At 47.9% G+C, this 20024-nt stretch carries 16 protein-coding genes; 14 read left to right on the top strand and 2 right to left on the bottom strand.

Translation table 11 applies throughout. The features are described from left to right. Genes BVG16_RS25680 through BVG16_RS25670 form a run of 3 tightly spaced genes read left to right on the top strand, consistent with a single transcriptional unit; the run spans nt 1 to nt 2317 of the window. Nucleotides 1-660, top strand: a complete 660-nt coding sequence (locus BVG16_RS25680) for an ABC transporter permease (RefSeq protein WP_078502051.1) — start codon at nt 1-3, stop codon at nt 658-660. A 22-nt stretch (nt 661-682) separates the two neighbouring features. Continuing rightward, nucleotides 683-1597: a glycine betaine ABC transporter substrate-binding protein gene (locus BVG16_RS25675; protein WP_408635382.1), complete on the top strand. Its 915-nt coding sequence runs from the start codon at nt 683-685 to the stop codon at nt 1595-1597. A gap of 27 nt (nt 1598-1624) precedes the next feature. Then, nucleotides 1625-2317 carry an ABC transporter permease gene (locus BVG16_RS25670; RefSeq protein ID WP_078502050.1) on the top strand — a complete coding sequence of 231 codons (693 nt, stop codon included), beginning with the start codon at nt 1625-1627 and terminating at the stop codon, nt 2315-2317. A gap of 113 nt (nt 2318-2430) precedes the next feature. Here BVG16_RS25670 and BVG16_RS25665 read toward each other — a convergent pair whose 3' ends face one another. Continuing rightward, complete coding sequence (locus BVG16_RS25665; protein ID WP_078502082.1) at nt 2431-2616, bottom strand: hypothetical protein; 186 nt, start codon at nt 2614-2616, stop codon at nt 2431-2433. Between the two features lie 625 nt (nt 2617-3241). On the opposite strand from BVG16_RS25665, the gene BVG16_RS25655 reads away from it, so the two are divergent. From BVG16_RS25655 to BVG16_RS25615, 9 genes are all read left to right on the top strand, one after another. Further along, the gene (locus BVG16_RS25655) at nt 3242-4420 is read left to right on the top strand and encodes an ROK family transcriptional regulator (RefSeq protein ID WP_078502048.1); all 1179 of its coding nucleotides are present in this window, start codon (nt 3242-3244) and stop codon (nt 4418-4420) included. A 227-nt stretch (nt 4421-4647) separates the two neighbouring features. Continuing rightward, entirely contained in the window at nt 4648-5733 is a 1086-nt protein-coding gene (locus BVG16_RS25650) for an extracellular solute-binding protein (RefSeq protein WP_078502047.1), read from the top strand. Between the two features lie 57 nt (nt 5734-5790). Continuing rightward, on the top strand, nt 5791-6870 hold the full coding sequence (locus BVG16_RS25645) for an ABC transporter ATP-binding protein (RefSeq protein ID WP_078502046.1): 1080 nt from the start codon (nt 5791-5793) through the stop codon (nt 6868-6870). A gap of 14 nt (nt 6871-6884) precedes the next feature. Further along, entirely contained in the window at nt 6885-8600 is a 1716-nt protein-coding gene (locus BVG16_RS25640; protein ID WP_144027492.1) for an ABC transporter permease, read from the top strand. A 118-nt stretch (nt 8601-8718) separates the two neighbouring features. Beyond that, on the top strand, nt 8719-11259 hold the full coding sequence (locus BVG16_RS25635) for an NEW3 domain-containing protein (protein WP_078502081.1): 2541 nt from the start codon (nt 8719-8721) through the stop codon (nt 11257-11259). A gap of 121 nt (nt 11260-11380) precedes the next feature. Continuing rightward, on the top strand, nt 11381-12145 hold the full coding sequence (locus BVG16_RS25630; protein ID WP_078502044.1) for a creatininase family protein: 765 nt from the start codon (nt 11381-11383) through the stop codon (nt 12143-12145). A gap of 4 nt (nt 12146-12149) precedes the next feature. Continuing rightward, nucleotides 12150-13658, top strand: coding sequence for an argininosuccinate lyase (gene argH, locus BVG16_RS25625; RefSeq protein WP_078502043.1), 1509 nt, complete (start codon nt 12150-12152; stop codon nt 13656-13658). Continuing rightward, nucleotides 13658-14638 carry an N-acetylglucosamine kinase gene (locus BVG16_RS25620; protein ID WP_078502042.1) on the top strand — a complete coding sequence of 327 codons (981 nt, stop codon included), beginning with the start codon at nt 13658-13660 and terminating at the stop codon, nt 14636-14638. The genes argH and BVG16_RS25620 overlap by 1 nt, the downstream gene beginning before the upstream one ends. Nucleotides 14639-14677: 39 nt before the next feature. Then, the gene (locus BVG16_RS25615) at nt 14678-15427 is read left to right on the top strand and encodes a PIG-L deacetylase family protein (RefSeq protein ID WP_078502041.1); all 750 of its coding nucleotides are present in this window, start codon (nt 14678-14680) and stop codon (nt 15425-15427) included. A gap of 176 nt (nt 15428-15603) precedes the next feature. On the opposite strand, the gene BVG16_RS25610 is transcribed toward BVG16_RS25615, so the two are convergent. Continuing rightward, on the bottom strand, nt 15604-16728 hold the full coding sequence (locus BVG16_RS25610; RefSeq protein WP_078502040.1) for an MGDG synthase family glycosyltransferase: 1125 nt from the start codon (nt 16726-16728) through the stop codon (nt 15604-15606). Nucleotides 16729-17001: 273 nt separating this feature from the next. On the opposite strand from BVG16_RS25610, the gene BVG16_RS25605 reads away from it, so the two are divergent. Further along, nucleotides 17002-17580, top strand: a complete 579-nt coding sequence (locus BVG16_RS25605) for a TetR/AcrR family transcriptional regulator (protein ID WP_078502039.1) — start codon at nt 17002-17004, stop codon at nt 17578-17580. A gap of 206 nt (nt 17581-17786) precedes the next feature. After that, entirely contained in the window at nt 17787-19784 is a 1998-nt protein-coding gene (locus tag BVG16_RS25600) for a YhgE/Pip domain-containing protein (protein ID WP_078502038.1), read from the top strand. Nucleotides 19785-20024: the final 240 nt, after the last annotated feature.

Genomic DNA, 20024 nt, shown 5'->3' with positions numbered 1-20024 from the left:
ATGGCGTGGTTGATTACATTTTTTCAAGAGCGTGGAGGCGATATGGCTGCGGCTTTGCAGGAACATCTTGTGATTACCGCAACGTCGGTCGTGTTGGGATGTATCGTATCGATTCCTTTAGGAATCCTGCTCGTATATAACCGTATGAAGTGGATTAACAGTATCGTATTTTTCTTCGCGAATCTACTTCAGACCGTGCCTAGCTTAGCGTTGCTAGCTATCCTGATTCCACTGTTGGGTATTGGGATGAAGCCGGCCATCTTTGCCTTATTTTTATATTCGATTATGCCCATTCTGCGGAACACGTATGATGGATTCATGTCTGTAGATGCTAATGTGCTCGAATCGGCGCGTGGGATGGGGTATGGCACGCTGCAGCGTATTTTGCGAATTCAATTGCCATTATCCCTACCGTATATTATGTCGGGGATACGGATTACAACCGTATATATTATCAGTTGGGCCACGTTGGCTACGTTGATCGGTGCAGGCGGGTTAGGACAATTGATTGTCTCCGGCTTGGGTGTGAATAAGTTGGAATTGATCATCACAGGAGCTGTCGGTGCGATTCTATTAGCATTGGTTGCGGATGTTTTATTAGGTTGGATGGAGCGTGTGCTCACCAAAAAATACGGTCGCACGCGTTCGGAAACAGCGTAAACAGGATGGGGAGGTATCGGATATGTTTATGTTCATACAGCGTAGGAAATTAGCCGCCGGTATCGTCGGTCTGTTCCTTGCGATGACGGTGCTGCTGACGAGTTGCGGTCCAGCGAATCAAATTATCATAGGTACGCAGACGTTCACCGAAACGAAAATACTGGCTGAGATGTATAAAGGTCTGATCGAAGATCGGACCGAGCTTAAGGTGAAGGTAATTCCAGATCTTGCTGCAAGTCCGCTGGTGTTAACCTCGTTAAAACGCGGTGATATTGATATGGGAACCCTGTATAGCGGGGAGATTTTTAATGGGTATTTCCCGGTTGAAGACACGAAAGATCGGGATAAAGTCCTTCAACAAGCCCAAGCAGGATTTAAGAAGACGTTTGATTTTCGTTGGATGGATTCCTTAGGTTTTGAGAATACGTATGCCTTTACCGTTCGTCGAGAGTTAGCGGAAGAGAAGGGATATAAGAAAATTTCAGATGTCATGAAAGATGCGGGTAATTTGCGTCTGGGTGTGGATACGACATGGATGGAACGGCCTAGCGATGGTTATCCTGCGTTCCAGAAAGCCTACGGCTTCAAATTCAGCAAGGAGTATCCAATGGAGCAGAGCTTGGTCTATCAAGCGGTAGCGAACAATCAAGTCGATATCGTATTGGCATATTCCACGGATCCACGATTGAAGGCTTATGATTTGGTAACTTTAGAGGATGATCAACATTTCTTTCCTCCTTTCGACGCTTCGCCGGTGATTCGCAATGATGCATTAACGAAGCATCCAGAGATCGAAGCGGTCATTAGCGAAATTATAGGTAAGATTGATGCGCAGACCATGATTGATCTTAACTATAAGGTCGATATCGAAAAGAAAAGTGAACGTGAAGTCGCTATTCAATATTTGAAAGATCAAGGTTATCTGAAAGAAAACTAGTATTTTGTTGCTGGAAAGGAGGAACATATGGATTATCAATGGACGATCGGAGATTTATTGTCGTATATGAGCCGGAATTCTGGGCTCTTGTGGGAGTATTTTGTATCGCATTTGATTATGGTCGGAAGCGGTGTTGGACTAGCGATTATACTAGGGATTCCGCTAGGGATTCTGTGTTCGCGCAATGAAAAGCTTGCTAAGGTAATACTAGCTGTTGCCGGTGTGCTCCAGGTGATTCCGAGCTTGGCGCTGCTTGTCTTATTAATGTTATGGATTGGATTAGGATCGAAGACGGTCATTGTCGGGCTTCTATTCTATTCGTTGAATCCGATTATTCGGAATACGTATGTGGGATTGAAACAGGTCAATCCAAGCTATATTGAAGCTGGACGGGGGATTGGGATGAGCCCGCTGCAGCTGCTGATCAAGGTCAGATTCCCGCTTTCTCTCACGTATATCATGACAGGATTGAGAATTGCTGCTGTTATCGCGATTGGTGTGGTTACGATTGCTCCACTTGTCGGTGGAGATGGTCTAGGCAGAGAAATATACGCAGGGATTAACAATCAGAATCCGATGCGAATTTATGCAGGTGCTATTCCTGCCGCACTCCTTGCGATCGCAGCAGACCTTATCTTGGGTTACTTCCAACGAAAGCTGAAATTCGAAGGACGGAAATCGAAGCGTTCAGCTGCAGCGAAAAAAGCAACTACATCCTAAAATGGAGCATTCGCATTTGTGAAGCATAGTGAAAAGGTCCAGACTAGTCCTCTAAGAGGGCTAGCTTGGACCTTTTTCAATGAAAAAAAGACCGTTAGACGGTCTTTTCTCCTCTAAGATCCGCCAGTCCGGCGTCTCTGATTATTGGGCTTCTTGTTGTTCTGTGAGACAAGCTTTTTAGCTCCGCCGCCACCATTAAATTGATTTTTTTGTTGGGATTGCTGCTCCTTTTTTTGAGCAAGCTTTTGTTTGATGGCATCGGCTAAGTTTATTTTTTTCGGTTCTTGATTTTCAGTCATTTGGTTCCACCTGCCTTCAGTGTGTCGAAGCATAACTTCGATCGTGTACTGGTCGATTCCTCCTCATTGTAAACGTTTTTGAGCCTATCTTCAAGGGACTTCATCATGAATCCATACAGTTAACCCTAAGGAATGAAAAGGATGAGAGGAAAGGATGGAGGTGATTGATTTCGTGTTACGAGGGAGATATGCGAAATGTACGATTCAGCTGAAGGACGGAACAAGTGTGAAGGTGGATACGTTCCATTCGCTGATCGAACAAGGGATGAATGAGTGGAGGCTTCGCTTGAAGCCATATGTAACTCGGAGAACGGATGAACCAAAAAATTGCATATCCCGTCGAATAGGATGTCCAATCTATAGCATAACCCAACAAGCTGGTTCCTCTCACAATGAGAAGCTCCAGCTTTTTTTGTTATTTGTGCTAGATCATGCAAGTTTTTGGAACGGACGAAATGGTTTTCCGAGACAATTTAAAGAGATAGAAATATGTGGAAAAATTATTGTTGACAAATTGGAAGCGCATACAATAAACTATTTCCAATAAGACTTTGTTAATAATTTTAACTAACAAAAATTTAACTAACCTAATTTTACTTAACTTAACAAAAGGGGGGACTACGGATTGATTGACAAAGGCCAAACAGGAAACGCCAAGCTGGTGAAGCATATTAACCGAGAAGGAATTCTTCATCAGTTAAAAGAAAACCCCCGGGTATCAAGAGCTGATTTGGCGAAGTTAACGGAATTAAGCCGTCCGTGCGTATCAGCTCTAGTTGACGAGATGATTACGCAAGGCTTAATTAGCGAAGTCGGTATGGGAGAATCAAAGGGCGGCAGGAAGCCCATCCTCCTGGAATATAACTTTCAAGCTTACGGTGTTATTGGCGCGGTATTCGAAGGCAGCACGCTGCAACTGGGCATAGCCAATTTGAAAGGGGAGCTGTTGATTCAACGCACGACTTGTTTACCGCATCCGATGACTGGTGAGACGGCGATCCAGAGTATCAAGCAAGGGATTGCGGCCCTGCTCAATGAAAGCGGATTCAAGAAAGAATGGCTCCTTGGCATGGGACTGGGCTTGCCAGGTATTACCCAACGAAGCGCTGGAACAGTTAGCTACGCCCCTAGTACGGGGTGGATGGGGCTGCCGGTGCAACAGGAGATCGAAGAAATCTTGGGACTGCCCGTAGTCATTGACAATGACGTGAACCTGATGACACTCGGTGAATTTCATAAGGGCATTGGCGTCGGGCATTCCAATCTGGTGTATATGTATGCGGGTACTGGGATCGGTGCCGGAATTATGATCGACGGACAGTTATACCGCGGTGCCAAAGAAGCAAGCGGTGAGATCGGTTATATGATGGTCGGGCCAGTCGGGAATCAGACCAAGGGAGAATATGGCGTATTCGAGCGAAACTATTCCGTACGTGCCATACACGACAAGGCTAAGGACGTCCTTCCTTCGATTGACGAGGGATTGAGCATTGTCAAGCAAATCGTTGACCAAGCAGGTCGAGGGAGTGAAGAAGCTCAGACACTGCTCGACGACATCTGCCGGCACTGGACCTATGGCATTGCCAATCTAACAAGTGTGATGGATCCGGCGCTTTTGATTCTCAGCGGAGAAATGCTGCATATCGGGGACGAAGGGATTTATAAAATACAACAATGGTTAAACGACTGGGTTCCTTCCGTTCCTCAGATTAAGATGGCCTCGCTAGGCGATCAAGCAGGACTCATTGGGGCCATTCATTGCACACTGGAGGCCTTTCCATCTACGCCTAGATTCCAAAGGTAAGCTAAACATCCACATTAACTTCATGTTTATTGGAGTCTCTCCTTCACAAGGGTTCAAGGAACGAACTTTCTGGACTGCCTACATCTCACTCGCCGATTAGTCACCCTCGCAAATAAGAACACGCATTCAGGCGATTTTTGGTCAATCTGCATCATTTCATCTATCGAAGATGAATTCATGCGATAAAGCAAGAAAAACGAAGAACATTTTAATTGAGGGGGCAAGACATGAGAAGTTCAAAGGGAAAAGCAAAAAAGTGGTTGATGGGGACAGTTCTCAGCATTACGATGCTGACGGTCACGGCCTGCGGTGGAAGCGCTTCTGAAGGTGGCCAAAAATCGGGAGATAAGGGATCCGACAAGCAGAAGCTGGTCATTTATACGGCCAGAGATAAGAACGTCGTGGAAGAAATTATCCCTAAGTTCGAAGCGCAAAATCCGGGAATGGAAGTCGAAGTTCTTACCATGGGGGCGCAGCAAATATTGGAGCGTGTTCGTGGGGAGAAGGCGAACCCGCAGGCGGATTTCTGGTGGGGCGGTACACAATCATCGCTGATGACAGCTGCAGATGAAGGGCTGCTTGAAAGCGTAAAACCAAGCTTCGCCGATAGCATTCCTGCGATGTACAAAGATGGACAGGATCGCTGGTATGGAGAAATGCTGCTGCCGGAAGTGATCATGTACAACTCCAACGTGTTGAAGAAAGAAGATGCGCCTAAAGATTGGGATGAACTGCTGGATCCTAAATATAAGGACAAAATTATTATTCGCGGTGTACTCGCTTCCGGAACGATGAGAACGATTTACTCCTCTATGATTTTCCGTCAAGACGCAAGTGATCCTGCAAAAGGATACGACTGGCTGAAAAAGCTGGACGCGAATACGAAGGAATATGCGCAAGACCCGACCAATCTGTATCTGAAGTTAGCGCGAGAGGAGGGCTCGCTGTCGCTGTGGAACCTGCAGGATATTATGCTCCAGAAGGAAATACAGAAGCAGCCGTTTGATTTCATCTACCCTGCCAGCGGTGCGCCTATTTTGGTTGATGGCGTCGGTGTGGTCAAAGGCGCGAAAAACATGGATGCAGCGAAGAAATTTTACGAGTTCCTCTTTGACTCCAAGCTGCGTGTAGATCTTGCGGAGAAGCTGTTCCAAATCCCAACGCGTACGGACATCAGCAAAGATACGCTTCCGGCATGGTTGCAAGGGCTTGAACTGAAACCGCTTACGATCGACTGGGCTGTTATGGCGGAGAAAGAGAAAGAATGGATGCAACATTGGGATGAGAACATCAAAGGAAAGGGTTCGAAATAATACATTCGGGCGGAGGAGCCACTCCGCCTGATCATTTTACCTAAGGAGGAAGCCTACTTGATAGAGGTCATGCTGGATCATGTAAGTAAACAATTCGGAGACGTCAAAGGAGTTACAGACGTTAATATACGGATTCAACCGGGGGAGTTCTTCACCTTTCTTGGTCCGAGCGGCTGCGGCAAAACAACGACATTGCGGATGATCGCAGGATTCTACTATCCAAGCGAAGGTCGTATTGTGTTCGGTAATCAGGATGTCACCACGCTTCCCCCGAACAAACGAAATACGGGAATGGTATTTCAAAACTATGCTTTATTTCCGCACATGACCGTATTTGAAAATATCGCATTCGGTCTACAGGTAAGAAAAGTCCCTAAATCTGAAATTGTTCAGCGTGTCGAACGTGCACAGAAGCAAGTTCATTTGGAAGGCTACGGCAGCCGCCGAATTGATCAGTTGTCCGGCGGCCAGCAGCAGCGGGTTGCCTTGGCTCGCGCGCTTGTTATCGAACCGCAAATTTTACTCTTGGATGAACCGTTATCGAACTTGGATGCGAAGCTTAGAGAAGAAACGAGAATTGAAATTAAGAGACTTCAACTGGAACTGGGAATTACCACAATCTATGTGACCCATGATCAGGCCGAAGCGATGGCGATGTCTGATCGAATCATGGTCATGCAGGGTGGAGTTGTCCAACAGATTGGAAGTCCAGAAGAAATATATAATCGTCCGGTCAATCCGTTTGTCGCTTCCTTTATCGGGGAGTCCAATCTATGGGAAGGAACCGTAGAACGAATTGAGGGTAACGAAGCGATTGTTCGCTTCGCTCCGGGTCTTAGTCTGAGAGGTTTGATTGCGAATGCTTCGCCGGATTGTAAGCTTGAAGCGGGCAAGAACGTGTCCGTGTCCATACGTCCGGAATCAGTTCGTGAGGCATTGCCAGGAGAGCCCAAGGACAATGTGGTCAACGGTAACGTAGTGATTTCCGAATTTACGGGCGTGAGCGTGAACTATGTATCGCAGGTGGCAGGACAGCAGCTGAAAGCGATGTTCGTCAATCAAGGTCATCGGGTGCGTGGGCGCGGGGAAGAAATCTCCCTGTTTATTCCAAAAGAAAGCATCTATTTCTTGGGATAGAGAGGGGATGAATGATGATATCTAAACCGAGAACAAGTATATCCAAGCGGGGCTCCATCATACATTCGCCTTATTTTGTCTATGTATTGATAGCCCCCCTGTTTCTGGTGCTCTTGGCATATGTCGTATATCCGTTATTCCAAACGTTTATTCAAAGTATCCAGGTAGAGGATCATGTATCGCTGCAAAACTATTCTCGCTTTTTTAGCTTGGAGCATACGGCCAATCTAGAAGCGCTGTGGACCAGCATTTATATTTCCATCTTAAGCGTAATTACGTGCGCGATCGTCGGCGTCGCAATGGCCTTCCTGTTGGAACGCTACGAGTTCCCTGGCCGGAAAATACTGGCCGTTCTCGTCCTCGTTCCGATGGCCTTGCCGCCACTTGTCGGTGTACTGTCGTTTACGTTTTTGTACGGCGAAAGCGGCATTATCCCGAGGGCGCTTAAAGAACTGCTTCATCTCGATCAGGTGCCGTTTTCCTTGAAGGGAATTTGGGGTGTGCTCGTGGTACATACCTTCACGATGTACACGTACTTTTATATGACGGCTTCCTCTGCCATTCGTGGTCTTGACCCGTCTCTGGAGGAGGCGGCAGCGAGTCTCGGCGCAGGACGGCTCTATATATGGCGACGTATCATTTTGCCAATGCTGACACCGGCCCTAGTCGCTTCTTCACTGCTTGTTTTCATGATTGCGATGGCGTCTTATACCGCTCCGCTCATCTTCGGCATCGAGCGGACCATGACGATGCAGATTTATTTGTCTCGGACGAACGGCAACCTGGATATGGCTGCGGTACAGTCCACGATCTTGTCCGTCGTTTCTATTTTGTTCCTGCTCGTGATGCGCTGGTATCAAGGACTTCGCAATTACCAGAACATGAGTAAGGGGATCAGTGTTCATCGCACGGAAGTGAAAAGCGCCTTAGGCAAGTACGTAGCGATGTTCCTGTCTATCATTGGCGTGATCGTTTTGCTTCTTCCTATTTTCGTGCTACTTTTGATTTCGTTATCAACGGACGGCACGTGGACGACGCAAATTCTTCCTCCTGAATATACGCTTAAGCATTACGTGAAGCTGTTTACCGACAGCAAAACATGGAGGCCAATTGCAAACAGCTTCAAGATGAGCTTCGTGGCTACAATCGGGAATGTCATCTTCGGCGTAGCTGCCGCTTATGCCATGGTCCGCTTGAAATTCAAAGGAAAAACGCTGCTGGATGTGTTGATTATGCTTCCATGGGCGCTGCCCGGAACGGTCGTTGCGGTTAACTTGATTGCCGCCTTCAGCGAGCCTACCGTATTCAGCTTCAACCAAGTGCTGATCGGCAGCTTCTGGATTCTTCCTTTGGCGTATTTTGTCCGCCATTTGCCGTTGGTGTTCCGATCCACTTCGGCGACATTGATTCAGATGGACGCATCGGTGGAAGAGGCAGCACGCAACTTGGGCGCTTCTTGGTGGTACAGCTTCAGGCGGGTCGTGTTTCCGATGGCGCTAAGCGGAATTCTAGCGGGAACGCTGCTCGCGTTCGTGCAGGGAATTGGGGAGTTCGTATCTTCCATCCTGCTCTTCACTGCAAAAAGCACGCCGCTCTCCGTTGAGATTTTCCAACGGATGTATTCGTTCGAGTTCGGAACGGCGTGTGCGTACGGTGTGCTGCAAATTACCCTGATCATCATTGTGCTTTTCATTTCACGGAAAATAACGGGCGACAGCACAGCTGTGTAATCCATGGTCATTACGTGGGAACACCTAGGGGTTCACGACCACGTTATGATATACAGCGGGAAAATGGCCATTTCCGGCTGAAGGAACATTCCACCACCAATATAGGAGGGGTTTGATGATGATCAAAGGTAAGTCGACCTTAAAGTTTTGTTCCATTGTCATGAGCACAGTTCTGGCAAGCAGTGTACTGCTGTCGACGCAAGCTCAACCTGCGTATGCGGATCGGGGAGTCGTCGATCTGTGGAAATCAATTAAGCCGCTGACGACGATTGCCAGTGTGATGAACACGGGGGCTCACCCGGACGATGAACACAGCGCAACCTTGGCGTATCTTTCCTTGGGAAAAGGGGTGAACACCTCCAGCGTAATCGCTGTTCGAGGGGAAGGGGGACAGAATGAAATCGGAAGTGAGCTAGGGCAAGCCCTTGGCATTATTCGTACCCGTGAGCTGCAGGAAGCGTCCAAAATCACGAATGTGACGTTGGGAATGCTTGGCGAGCAGCTGGACGATCCGATCTACGATTTTGGGTTTTCCAAGAGCGTAGAGGAGACGCTGGAGAAATGGGGTGACTCCGTCGCTTACGAACGTTTGATTCGGAAAATTCGCGAACTACGTCCGGATGTAATCATTCCTTCGTTCTTGAATGAAAAATCCACCCACGGACATCACCGGACGATCAATGTGCTTACCGTTCGGGCGTTTAAAGATGCAGCGAATCCGGATATTTTCCCGGAGCATCTCCAAAAAGGACTCCAGCCTTGGCAGATCAAGAAGCTGTATTTGCCTGCGAATTCCAAGGATTATACCGTGAGCGCGCCGACAGGGGAATACAATGAAATCTATGGGGCGTCTTATCTTCAGCTCGGGGAAGAATCCCGATTCATGCACAAGAGCCAGGGTATGGGGAAGGTGTATGACGAGGGCCCTGTACAAGGGGACAATTACTACAAGCTTGATTTGAGCACGGTGAAATCGAAGGAGAAAGAGAACGACTTCTTCGACGGAATCGCCTTCACCTTCGAGGATTTGGCTAAAGATATCGATGCGAAGGGCAAAGACAACAAGGTTGTCAAAGACCTGCGCTCCTTGCAAAAGGATGCGGACGAAGTTGTTGTTGCTTACCCGAGCTTTGCCAAAGTGTTAAAGAAAGTTCATGAAATGAAAGCAGATGTACAAACGGCGGTGGCCGACGTCAAAGCATCCAGCTTGGAGGCGGCGACCAAGGAGGATCTGCTTCACCGACTTCATGTCAAAGAAGAGCAGTTGAACAAAGCAAGCATGGAATCGGCGTCTGTTGTGGCAAAGGTCAAGCCGGCTGCAAGCGAGCTCGTCGCTGGTCAGACGACGAAGGTCGTCGTATCGGCCTTCAATGGCGGTTCCACGAAGTTGAACAAAATCAAGCTGAGCTTGAACGTGCCTGCAGGCTGGACGGCAACACCAGCCGGAGCGAACACGTTCGATCAAATCGGCTACAACGAGACGGCATCGGCTACCTTCGAGGTGACGGTTCCTGCGGATGCGTCACTGTTTAAGCCTTACGATCCTTCGGTATTCAACGCGAAGGTTGAATACCAGGCGTTCAATACGGCAACCACACTGAACGTTATTCCGCAAAATGCCGTGGCGGTGCTGCCACCATACTCGATGTCGCTTAGCCCGAGCGCAACGATTTTGAATACGCTCAAGCCGGGAGATCCGATTCCAGTGAAGGTTACGGTGCGCAACTATACACCGGGCGCTTCCAAAGCTTCGGTGTCGCTGAACGTGCCGGAAGGCTGGACGGCCGAGCCGACAGTGGAAGAATTGAACTTTGCCGCTAAAGGCGAAACGAAGTCCGTCGCGTTCACGGTCAAAGCTGCTTCGAACGTTGTACCTGGTAAATTTACCGTAACGGCTGTCGCGAAAAACGGTAATATCCAAAGCACACAGGGTGCGCAAATCATCGAATATCCGCATATCGGAAAGACGTACATGGTACAACCGGCTGAGCTCAAAATCCAAGCCTTCGACCTGAAGGTTCCGGACAAATTGAAGGTAGGCTATGTATCCAGCGGCTTTGACAACATCGATCAATATTTGAGTCAAGTAGGCGTCGATGTCGTAAAGCTGGAAGCGAAGGACATCCAATACGGGGATCTTTCTCAATATGACACAATCGTGCTTGGAATTCGTGCGTATGCGTTCCGTCCAGAATTGATTCCGAGCAATCAACGTTTATTGAACTATGTTAAGGATGGCGGCAACCTCGTCGTTCAATATCATAAGCCGGAAGACAAATGGTCGCCAGAGCTTGCTCCGTACCCGATCACAATCGGATCACCGCTCATTGAGTGGCGCGTAACGGACGAGAATTCCAAGGTGACGATGTTGGCTCCGGATCATCCGATGTTCAATGCTCCGAACAAGATTACGGATCAGGATTGGAACAATTGGATTCAAGACCGCTCTGCTTACAATCCGTCGGAATGGGGCAAGGAGTATACGGAGCTCATCTCGAACGGTGACCCGGGCGAGAAGGAATTTACGGGTACATTCCTGACGGCGCATTATGGCAAAGGGGTATATACTTACAGTTCTTTGGTCTGGTATCGCGAGATTCCGTCCTTGGTTCCGGGCTCCATACGCATGTTTGTCAATATGATCAGTCAACATCAGTAAAGTCCGCTTGTGAAAACCGACCTTTTTGTTATGTAAGATAGCTTAGCAACACAACATCGGTAGTGGGGGCTCCTTCGAGAGCCCCCCTATACGAAGGGAGAAGCGGAGGTACAAGGAGTATATGAATGTAATCGGAGTTCACGGACGGGAGATCGGTCAAGTGACGGAGTGCGCGCAGTTCGCCGTCGTCCCTTTGGGCTCGGTGGAATACCATGGTCCGCATTCCCCACTCGGAACCGATACGATCTTAGCGGAGGGCTTCGCTAGGCGGATTGACGATGCTCTGCATCCTTTGATCTATCCAACGGTTCCGTTCTCGGCTTGCCCGGGCAAAACCCAACATTATCCTGGAACAATTTCGGTACGTCCCTCGATTTTTATCGACTATCTCACCGATGTTGTCGAAGGTATCTGTCGGCTCGGCATCCGCAATATCGTGCTGCTGAACGCCCATGACGCCAATATGGGTCCTTCCCGAACCGTCGCCGAGTCGGTGACCGGCACCTATCCCGATGCCAGCTTTCTTCTCATCAACTGGTGGCAGATGGCGAGCGTCGATTTTACGCAGCGGTTAGGACTGTTCCATGGGACGGCAGGAAGAGGACATGGCGGTCCGTATGAAATGTCCGCCGTGAAGGCGTTTCGCCCGGAAATGGTAACTGTACAGGAATCGGACTTGGAATTAGATTCATGTCCTCCTTTATCTTCTTTGCCTTATGTATTGGTGGAAGGAACCCCTCAAGGCTGGGACGGCTACACAGGACATATTCAGCAGTGCTCCTTGGAAGCGGGCGAGAGAATCGTAGAAGAAGCAAGCCGCAATATGAACTTGTTGATCAAAGAATGGCTCTATATGAGAACAAAAACGAACAGGGAGGCTAAATAACGCTATGGGATATCGTGAACAATGGTTGGAGACCGAAGGAGCCGCATTTCCCGGCAAAACTTATACAGAGGTTGTGTTGGAACCAGCATTTAACGAAGCCAAGACCCAATTGCTGGGTCCCATGATGGCGATCAACAAGGCTCATCTGATCATGCTGGAGAAGCAGCAATTGGTTTCAACCGATGAAGCGAAGCAGATCGCTAAAGCGATCCGCTCGATCGACCCAGAAGAGCTCCGTCAAGCCAGCTATACAGGGCAATTCGAGGACTTGTTTTTTCAGGTAGAGCATCAAATGCTGGAGCATGCGGGCGATATCGCCGGCAATTTGCATCTGGCGCGGAGCCGCAACGACATGGGCATTTCCATTTACCGGATGGTTCTGCGGGATAAGCTGATGGTGACACTGAATTCTGCGCTAAAGCTCAATGAGCAGCTGCTGCTGTTCGCCAAAGACCACACGGATACGCTCATGATCGGCTACACCCATACGCAGCAGGCTCAGCCGACGACGCTTGCGCATTATTTTATGGCCGTTGTCGATTCGCTCAACCGGGATATTCGCCGGATTATGGCATCCTTCACGAACTGCAACCGGAGCAGTATGGGAGCAGCTGCACTCACGACATCGGGTTTTGCGATCAGCCGAGAACAAATGATGGAGCTGCTCGCCTTCGACGAGCTTATCGACAATTCGTATGATGCGATCGGTGGGGCCGATTATTTGGGCGAAGTGGCAACGTCCGTACAGCTGGCAGCGATCAATTTGGGCCGGGTCGTTCAAGATATGCTGCTGTGGTGCACACAGGAATTCGGAGCGTTAAAGGTGGCAGCCCCGTATGTGCAGATCAGTTCGATCATGCCGCAAAAACGCAATCCCGTCTCGTTCGAGCATATGCGAGCTTTGTTATCGAGCTGCGTAGGCAATACGAACACGGTGCTGTCGATGATTCACAATACGCCGTTCGGGGACATCGTAGACACCGAGGACGATATGCAGCCTTATGCGTGGAGAAGCCTTGACATTATGGACAAAATGTACCGTTTGTTCGCCGCTATCATCGGTACGATGGAAGTGAATAAAGAGGTGCTTCGCGAGCGAACGAAAGGAAGCTTCGCCACGGTGACCGAGCTGGCGGACACGCTTGTCCGAACGGACGGCTTGTCGTTTAGAAAAGCCCATCATATCGTTAGCGATGTGGTGACGTTGTCCTTGGCGCAAGGTCTAGCGGCCAACGAGATTACGCTGTCTATCGTCAACGAAAGCGCACGGCGCCACATCGGACGGGATACCTCTCTTAGCGAGGAGACGCTGCGTGAGGCACTCGACCCCGTGCATTTTGTAGAGATCCGCTCATTGCCGGGAGGGCCGAGCCCGAAGGAAATAAATCGTATGATCGATATTCGGATGAACCAGTATCACACACATGTTCATTGGCTAGGGCAAGCGCAAAGTAAAATTGAGCAGGCACTGCAGCATTTGGATCAGGTCATCATAGAGTGGAGTGTTTCCTGATGGATAAGCGCACCATCCCTCTGCTTGCTATCGACGGCGGGGGGACCAAGTGCCTTGCCGTCTTTGCAGACAGGCAGGGGAATATACTCGGACAAGGAAAAGGCGGTTCGTCCAATTATCAAAGTATTGGGAAAGATGGAGTAATCCACGAATTGGTGTTAGGGATTGAAGAAGCGATCGCGAACTTGTATCCAAGGGACGGGGGCGGCGTGCCGCCTGTAGAAATCGAGGTAGAATGCGCCGTGTTCGCCCTTGCGGGATTGGATACAGAATTCGATCGTCGCATTATTACCGGATTGGTACAAGAAGTACTGAAGCAACTGCCGATCCAAGTTAACCATCTAATCGTGGAAAATGACGGCTACGCTGCATTGCTTGGCGCAACATGCGGCCAGCCGGGGATTCTGGCCATCGCTGGAACAGGTTCGATCATATTCGGGATCAACGATCAGGGGAAGACGGCCAGAGCCGGAGGCTGGGGCCATCGGGTCGGAGACGAAGGCAGCGGCCATTGGATCGGCAAGCAGGCGGTGATGGCAATTCTCAAGGCCTATGACGGGCGGAATGAGGGTACCCGGCTCGGTGAATGGGTGCTCCCGCATTTGGGCATGGAAAATGAAGAGGATTTGTTCAACTGGGTGTATGGCCCCGAGTATTCCGTCGAGAAAGTAAGTGCGCTCTCCCGTGTGGTTGGCCAAGCAGCCTCTGACGGAGACAAGGAAGCACAGCAAATTCTGGAGGGGGCCGCTCACGAGCTATTTATTGCTGTCACAGCGGTTATACGCTGCTTGTCTTTCCATAATAAACCATTTACAATGATACTACAGGGCGGCGTTCTGCAGCACGAAGCATACATTCGGGATATGTTAATGCACAAGATTAAAGCGTACACTCCGCAGGTTCAATGGGACAAGGCTCGGAAGGAGCCGATTTATGGTGTAACGGTACTGGGACTATCTTATTTGGAAGGAATCTACTAAAGTTTAGTATGATACGAACAGCAGGGGGGCTGAAGGGAAATGAAGAAAAGATGGTTATTCGTGTTCGCCCATCCCGACGACGAATCCTTTGCAGCCGGGGGCACGATCGCGAAGCTCAGCAGCGCGGGGCACGAGGTTTTTCTAGCGTGCGCCACATCGGGATGCAGGGGGAAGTCAGGCGAATTTCAATTCGCTACCCGCGAAGAATTGGCCCGATTTCGGGAGCAGGAGCTGCGGGGCGCATGCTCCGTACTTGGTATTGCCGATCTCATTCTATACCGTTATCCGGATGGCGAACTAAATTCACTCGATTTGGAAACGCTGGCCCATCGAATTCAATCGACCATTTTGGAGCTGAAGCCGGATGTCATCCTTACGTTTCCACCGGACGGAGTTACCGGACATCCCGATCACATTGCGATTTCCGCAGCTGTGGTTAAGGCGGTCGTACTGGCAGAAGCGCATTATCCGGAGGGGCAGCAGCCATCATTATATTTTACCTCGATTCCCCATTACTACGACCATTGCCAGGATTCGGGGCCGAAACATACGTGCCCGATTTCGGCAAGAGTCGATATCCGTGACTTTCGTCAGCACAAGGGGAAGGCTTTACAGGCCTACCGGAGCCAGGTTTACTCGGTAAACCGCGCCTATCCCGGGGTCATGGACGATGACTATACAGTCATCTGTGACTACGAATTTTACACATTGGTTCGTGCCAATGGTCAGCAGATGCAAGAGGAGACGGCGCTGGCTTTGAACGAGCTGCCGATGTTGGATTTGATGTAATCAGTTGTATTTTATTGGATAATCAACAGGCGTGACAAAGTCTTTATTTTTCATACTGGAAATCCAGTTTGGATGATGAAGGTTTCGTCATTTTTTTTGCGCTTTTTTCTGTAACCTGTAGGACTCCAAAATAAATAGAATAAGAGAATAAAACCCCTGACCTAAGGTCGGGGGTTTTAACGTAATAGATCCAATACAGCGTGGGAACAGTGTGCTGGATGCTCGTAAGACGATGCGGATACTTGATTCATTTGTTGAATGCGTCGACTCGTTACCGTCTCATAATCAACGACTAATCGATTGAACCATTTCTCAAGCGTCGCATGCGATTCCAGCATTTCGGCATGTCCGTGTTGAACGAAGTATTCGCAGTTCTCTTCCTCTTGCCCAGGAATCGGATCGTAGAACAGCATCGGGATCCTTTTGACGAGACCCTCGGTGCAAGTCATGCCGCCGGGCTTCGAGATTAAGAGATCCGATACATCCATTAGTTTGTGTATTTCATGCGTGTACCCGAGGATGTGGATATTCGGATGCTGATACTTAGGATTTGCCTTCATTTTCTGGATCATTTTCTGATTGCTGCCCATACAGAAGATGAATTGGACTTGATCACGCCAGGTTGTCATATAGGTTAGAAGATCTTCATCAAAAACAAGCCCCCAGCCGCCACCCATCACCATGACGGTTGGCAGGGGCTTGAGACCAAATTCTACGCGCAGCTCATCACGTTGATGTGGAATCCAGAAATTCGGATGCACCGGAATGCCTGTGACCTCGATTCGGCTCTCATGAATGCCGCGCGAGAGCAGCAGCTCTTTCACTCGCGGGGTAGAGACGAGAAATTTGTTCACTTCCGGATTAATCCAAGTCCCGTGGGCATCATAATCCGTAATTAGGGTGAACAAAGGGATGTCCAGTCCAAGACGCTTTAGCCGAGAAATGACGATGCTCGGGAATGGATGCGTACATACGATCATATCGGGTTTTAATTGTCGGATCACATTCGCCGCCTGCGCATAAAAGATACGATGCAATGCAAGCTGCGTAATCCGATTTAATGGTTTTTTATATTTATTACGGTAGAGTCTACCGACCAATTCAGGCTTTGTACTCACGGTTTTCCGATAGGCGGAAATGATTAGTGGGCCAACCGTTGGATTTAGAAATTTACCGAGTTCTATGACCCGAGTCTGCACTTGGGGTGACAATTGCTTCATGCCCACCGCCAAAGCGTATGCAGCTTGGGTATGGCCTGTACCAAATGCTTCGGACAGGAGAAGGACTTGTTTTTTTCGCATGTTTTCACCTACTTCTAAACTCCATTGTATCGAAGGATGGCTTCGATGAATAGAGCAATCTATTAAAAACAGTATGAATTATAAAAAAATGTCAATTTAGGCGTTCCTGATCGTGAAAATCCTTGAAAAAGTTTCATGACAGGGCGAATAAACCTTGCCATTCGATGGGAAACGTGATAAAGTAATCAATGACCAACTGACCAGATTCAAATTCCGGTCAGAAAGAATGCTCGTTGATTTATATTATACACGAAAGAAGGGAGTGTTTGTACGTTGATCATTGATCGTAGGAAACAGGTTGTTGAGGCGGCTGCGAAATCTTTTGCGCTATTCGGATACAAAGCCACGACGATGGATCAGATAGCAAAAATTGCGAATGTCGGCAAAGGCACCATTTATACGTTTTTTGCGAATAAAGAAGAGTTGTTCGATGAGATTCTACAGCAAGTCATGCTGGAGATGAAGCGAATTGCAGATGGTGCGATTCAAGAGGATAAGCCTTTTTTCGATAATTTGTATCGTGTATTGGACGGTGTGCTGGATTATCGCAGTCAGCATGAGCTGGTCATTCAATTGTCTCATGAGGTTCGGGATTTCGGAACTCAGATGGCGAAGGAAGGTTTGAACAAGATTGAATCGATGTTGTTGAATTACATCGAACAACAAGTGCAAATAGGCATTGAGAGGCAGGAGCTCAAACGATGTGATCCACAGGTTACCGCGTTCATCATGTTGAAGTTATATGTGGCGCTGACTGCGGATTGGCGTAAGTTGAATGAGCCGCTCGATAAGGAAGCGATTAAGCAGAACTTCCGATTATATTTAATAGAAGGTTTAGCATTTCATAAATAAAAAATAATCTAAAAAAACGTATTCCTTCTATAATAGAGCGACATCGTGGTTACAACAGAACGCTAATCTTGTAGCGTATACATTCGTGAGGTCCATATAACGTCATGATGGGATGACGTTTTTATTTTCAAGTTCATTGACCGAATGACAATTATAGTCATTACGTCTTGTCCATAATATTTATCACATATAGAGGAGAGAAACATATGAAAGGTTTGTCGGTTTTTTCAAAAGAACTGGGCAGCATTGTACGCAGCCCCAAAGTCATTATTCCTATTATTGCAGTCTTGTTCATCCCGTTGATGTATAGCGGGATTTTCTTAGGAACGTTCTGGGATCCATACAGCAAGCTAAGTGATTTGCCTGTTGCGGTCGTCAATCAGGATAAGGGTGCCGATTATGAAGGCAAGTCGTTGCAAGTCGGAGCTGATCTTGTCGATAAGTTAAAAGAGAATCCCGAGTTCAAGTGGAATTTCGTAAGTGCGGAAGAGGCGGAAGACGGGTTGAAGAATGACCGGTACTATCTGATGATTACCATTCCGGAAGATTTCTCCAAAGACGCTACAACGTTAATGGAAGATAAACCGAAGCAAGCGGAAATTATTGTAGAGTCAAATGAAGGGCATAACTTCTTAGCCGCTCAAATCGGCGGAACAGGCATGCAGACGTTGAAATCAGAAGTATCTGCTGAGGTAACCAAAGCTTATACGGAGACTGTGTTCGAGCAATTAACCGAGATTTCGGACGGATTCGTGACTGCAAGTGATGGTGCAACGAAATTAAACGACGGCGCAAGCGACGCTACGACAGGCGCGGAAACGTTGAAGAAAAACTTAGGTTTGCTCGTATCGGGAACCGAAGAATTGAAATCAGGTCTTGGTAAATTGCAGCAAGGCGCGAAAAGTGTAGACACAGGGGCTCAAGGGTTGAAAGCTGGTTCCTCATCGTTATCCAGCGGTCTGTCTCAATTGAATGCCGCTCAGAAACAATTAATGCAAGGGGTAGTACAATCGAATCAAGGTACAACGCAGTTGGCTGCGGGAATCTCTTCATCGGTTGAAGGAAGCGCGAAGCTTTCTGAAGGATCCAAAGCATTGGCTCAAGGCCTTGAGCAATATATGAAAGCAACGAATAATGAAGAAAACCCTGCATTACAACAATTGTTGGCAGCAAGTAAACAAGTTGCGGCAGGGAACGAAGAATTACATCAAGGCGCTGTGAAGTTAAATCAAGGCGCAACGCAATTAAAAGCAGGTCAAGGTCAACTTCAAGGCGGTATGACGCAGTTCGGTTCGAAATTATCTGAAGCCGCGGCAGGCGGTAAAACACTTGCTGACGGTGCTGGAAAATTAGCTGCAGGAACAGGACAGCTTACAACTGGATTGGCTCAAGCGGGTCAAGGAATGAATGGTCTTGTCGACGGTTCTTCCAAATTAAATGATGGTGCGGGTCAATTGAAAGACGGGTTAGTGAAGTTAACGGACGGATCGGGTGAGCTTGCGACGAAGTTAAATGAAGCCGCAGGTAAAACATCTGATATCAAAGCAACAGATGCTCGTGTGGATATGTTCGCATCTCCAGTAGACTTAGTCGAGAAAAGCATCAATAAAGTACCGAACTACGGTACAGGATTTGCTCCTTATTTCTTGTCCTTGGGATTATTCGTTGGGGCATTGATTTCGACCATCGTGATTCCATTGCGTGAAACCCCAGTTCTGAATGCATCGGCATGGGGTCGATTCATCAGTAAGACGCTCATTTTTGCTGGCGTTGGTATCATTCAAGCGTTATTAGCTGACGCAATCCTTCTTTATGGATTAGGATTAGAAGTAAGCAGTGTTCCGATGTTCGTGCTCTTCAGTATCTTTACTAGCTTAACGTATATGTTCATTATTCAAGGGCTTGTAACAGCCTTCGGAAATCCAGGTCGATTCGCAGCAATCGTACTCTTGATCTTGCAATTAACAACTTGCGGCGGTACGTTCCCTGTAGAATTAACACCAAAATTCTTCCAAAATCTTGGCGCATGGCTGCCAATGACGTATACTGTTAATGGATACAAAGCAATTATCTCGATTGGCGACAATGCGATGATGTGGCATAATTCCGGTATCCTTGCGATCTTCGCTGTGGTATTCTTAGCTTTAACTGGAATTTTCTTCAAATCTGTGTATGGAAAAAAACAAGATAATGCGGTAGCATAAGGTATAGATAAATTCGAAATGCTCTAGGTTGCATGGTTATGCAGTTCTAGAGCATTTTTTGTACCTATTGACCATGTACATTTAGGCACAAACTTTATATTTTTTTGACGAAAATCAGTCAATCTTTCTTATCGCGATCATAAAAATGTTTAAATTGCCTTGACCTTTTTCAGGGTGATACAATTATTCAATAATAATTTGTCAAGTACTCATTTTTATCTATAGATCACTTAGAAAGGT

Origin of the sequence: Paenibacillus selenitireducens (assembly GCF_002021565.1) — a bacterium.
GTDB lineage: Bacteria > Bacillota > Bacilli > Paenibacillales > Paenibacillaceae > Paenibacillus_K > Paenibacillus_K selenitireducens.
Note: the sequence above shows the minus strand (reverse complement) of the source record. Positions and strands in the feature narration are given on the sequence as shown.

What these genes read in the sequence shown, in the direction of transcription:
- BVG16_RS25675 (WP_408635382.1), top strand. Translation starts at nt 683, where the DNA reads ATGTTTATGTTCATACAGCGTAGGAAATTAGCCGCCGGTATCGTCGGT.
- BVG16_RS25610 (WP_078502040.1), bottom strand. Translation starts at nt 16,728, where the DNA reads ATGCGAAAAAAACAAGTCCTTCTCCTGTCCGAAGCATTTGGTACAGGC.
- BVG16_RS25640 (WP_144027492.1), top strand. Translation starts at nt 6,885, where the DNA reads ATGATATCTAAACCGAGAACAAGTATATCCAAGCGGGGCTCCATCATA.
- BVG16_RS25670 (WP_078502050.1), top strand. Translation starts at nt 1,625, where the DNA reads ATGGATTATCAATGGACGATCGGAGATTTATTGTCGTATATGAGCCGG.
- BVG16_RS25650 (WP_078502047.1), top strand. Translation starts at nt 4,648, where the DNA reads ATGAGAAGTTCAAAGGGAAAAGCAAAAAAGTGGTTGATGGGGACAGTT.
- BVG16_RS25680 (WP_078502051.1), top strand. Translation starts at nt 1, where the DNA reads ATGGCGTGGTTGATTACATTTTTTCAAGAGCGTGGAGGCGATATGGCT.
- BVG16_RS25665 (WP_078502082.1), bottom strand. Translation starts at nt 2,616, where the DNA reads ATGACTGAAAATCAAGAACCGAAAAAAATAAACTTAGCCGATGCCATC.
- BVG16_RS25615 (WP_078502041.1), top strand. Translation starts at nt 14,678, where the DNA reads ATGAAGAAAAGATGGTTATTCGTGTTCGCCCATCCCGACGACGAATCC.
- BVG16_RS25620 (WP_078502042.1), top strand. Translation starts at nt 13,658, where the DNA reads ATGGATAAGCGCACCATCCCTCTGCTTGCTATCGACGGCGGGGGGACC.
- BVG16_RS25630 (WP_078502044.1), top strand. Translation starts at nt 11,381, where the DNA reads ATGAATGTAATCGGAGTTCACGGACGGGAGATCGGTCAAGTGACGGAG.
- BVG16_RS25600 (WP_078502038.1), top strand. Translation starts at nt 17,787, where the DNA reads ATGAAAGGTTTGTCGGTTTTTTCAAAAGAACTGGGCAGCATTGTACGC.
- argH (WP_078502043.1), top strand. Translation starts at nt 12,150, where the DNA reads ATGGGATATCGTGAACAATGGTTGGAGACCGAAGGAGCCGCATTTCCC.
- BVG16_RS25635 (WP_078502081.1), top strand. Translation starts at nt 8,719, where the DNA reads ATGATCAAAGGTAAGTCGACCTTAAAGTTTTGTTCCATTGTCATGAGC.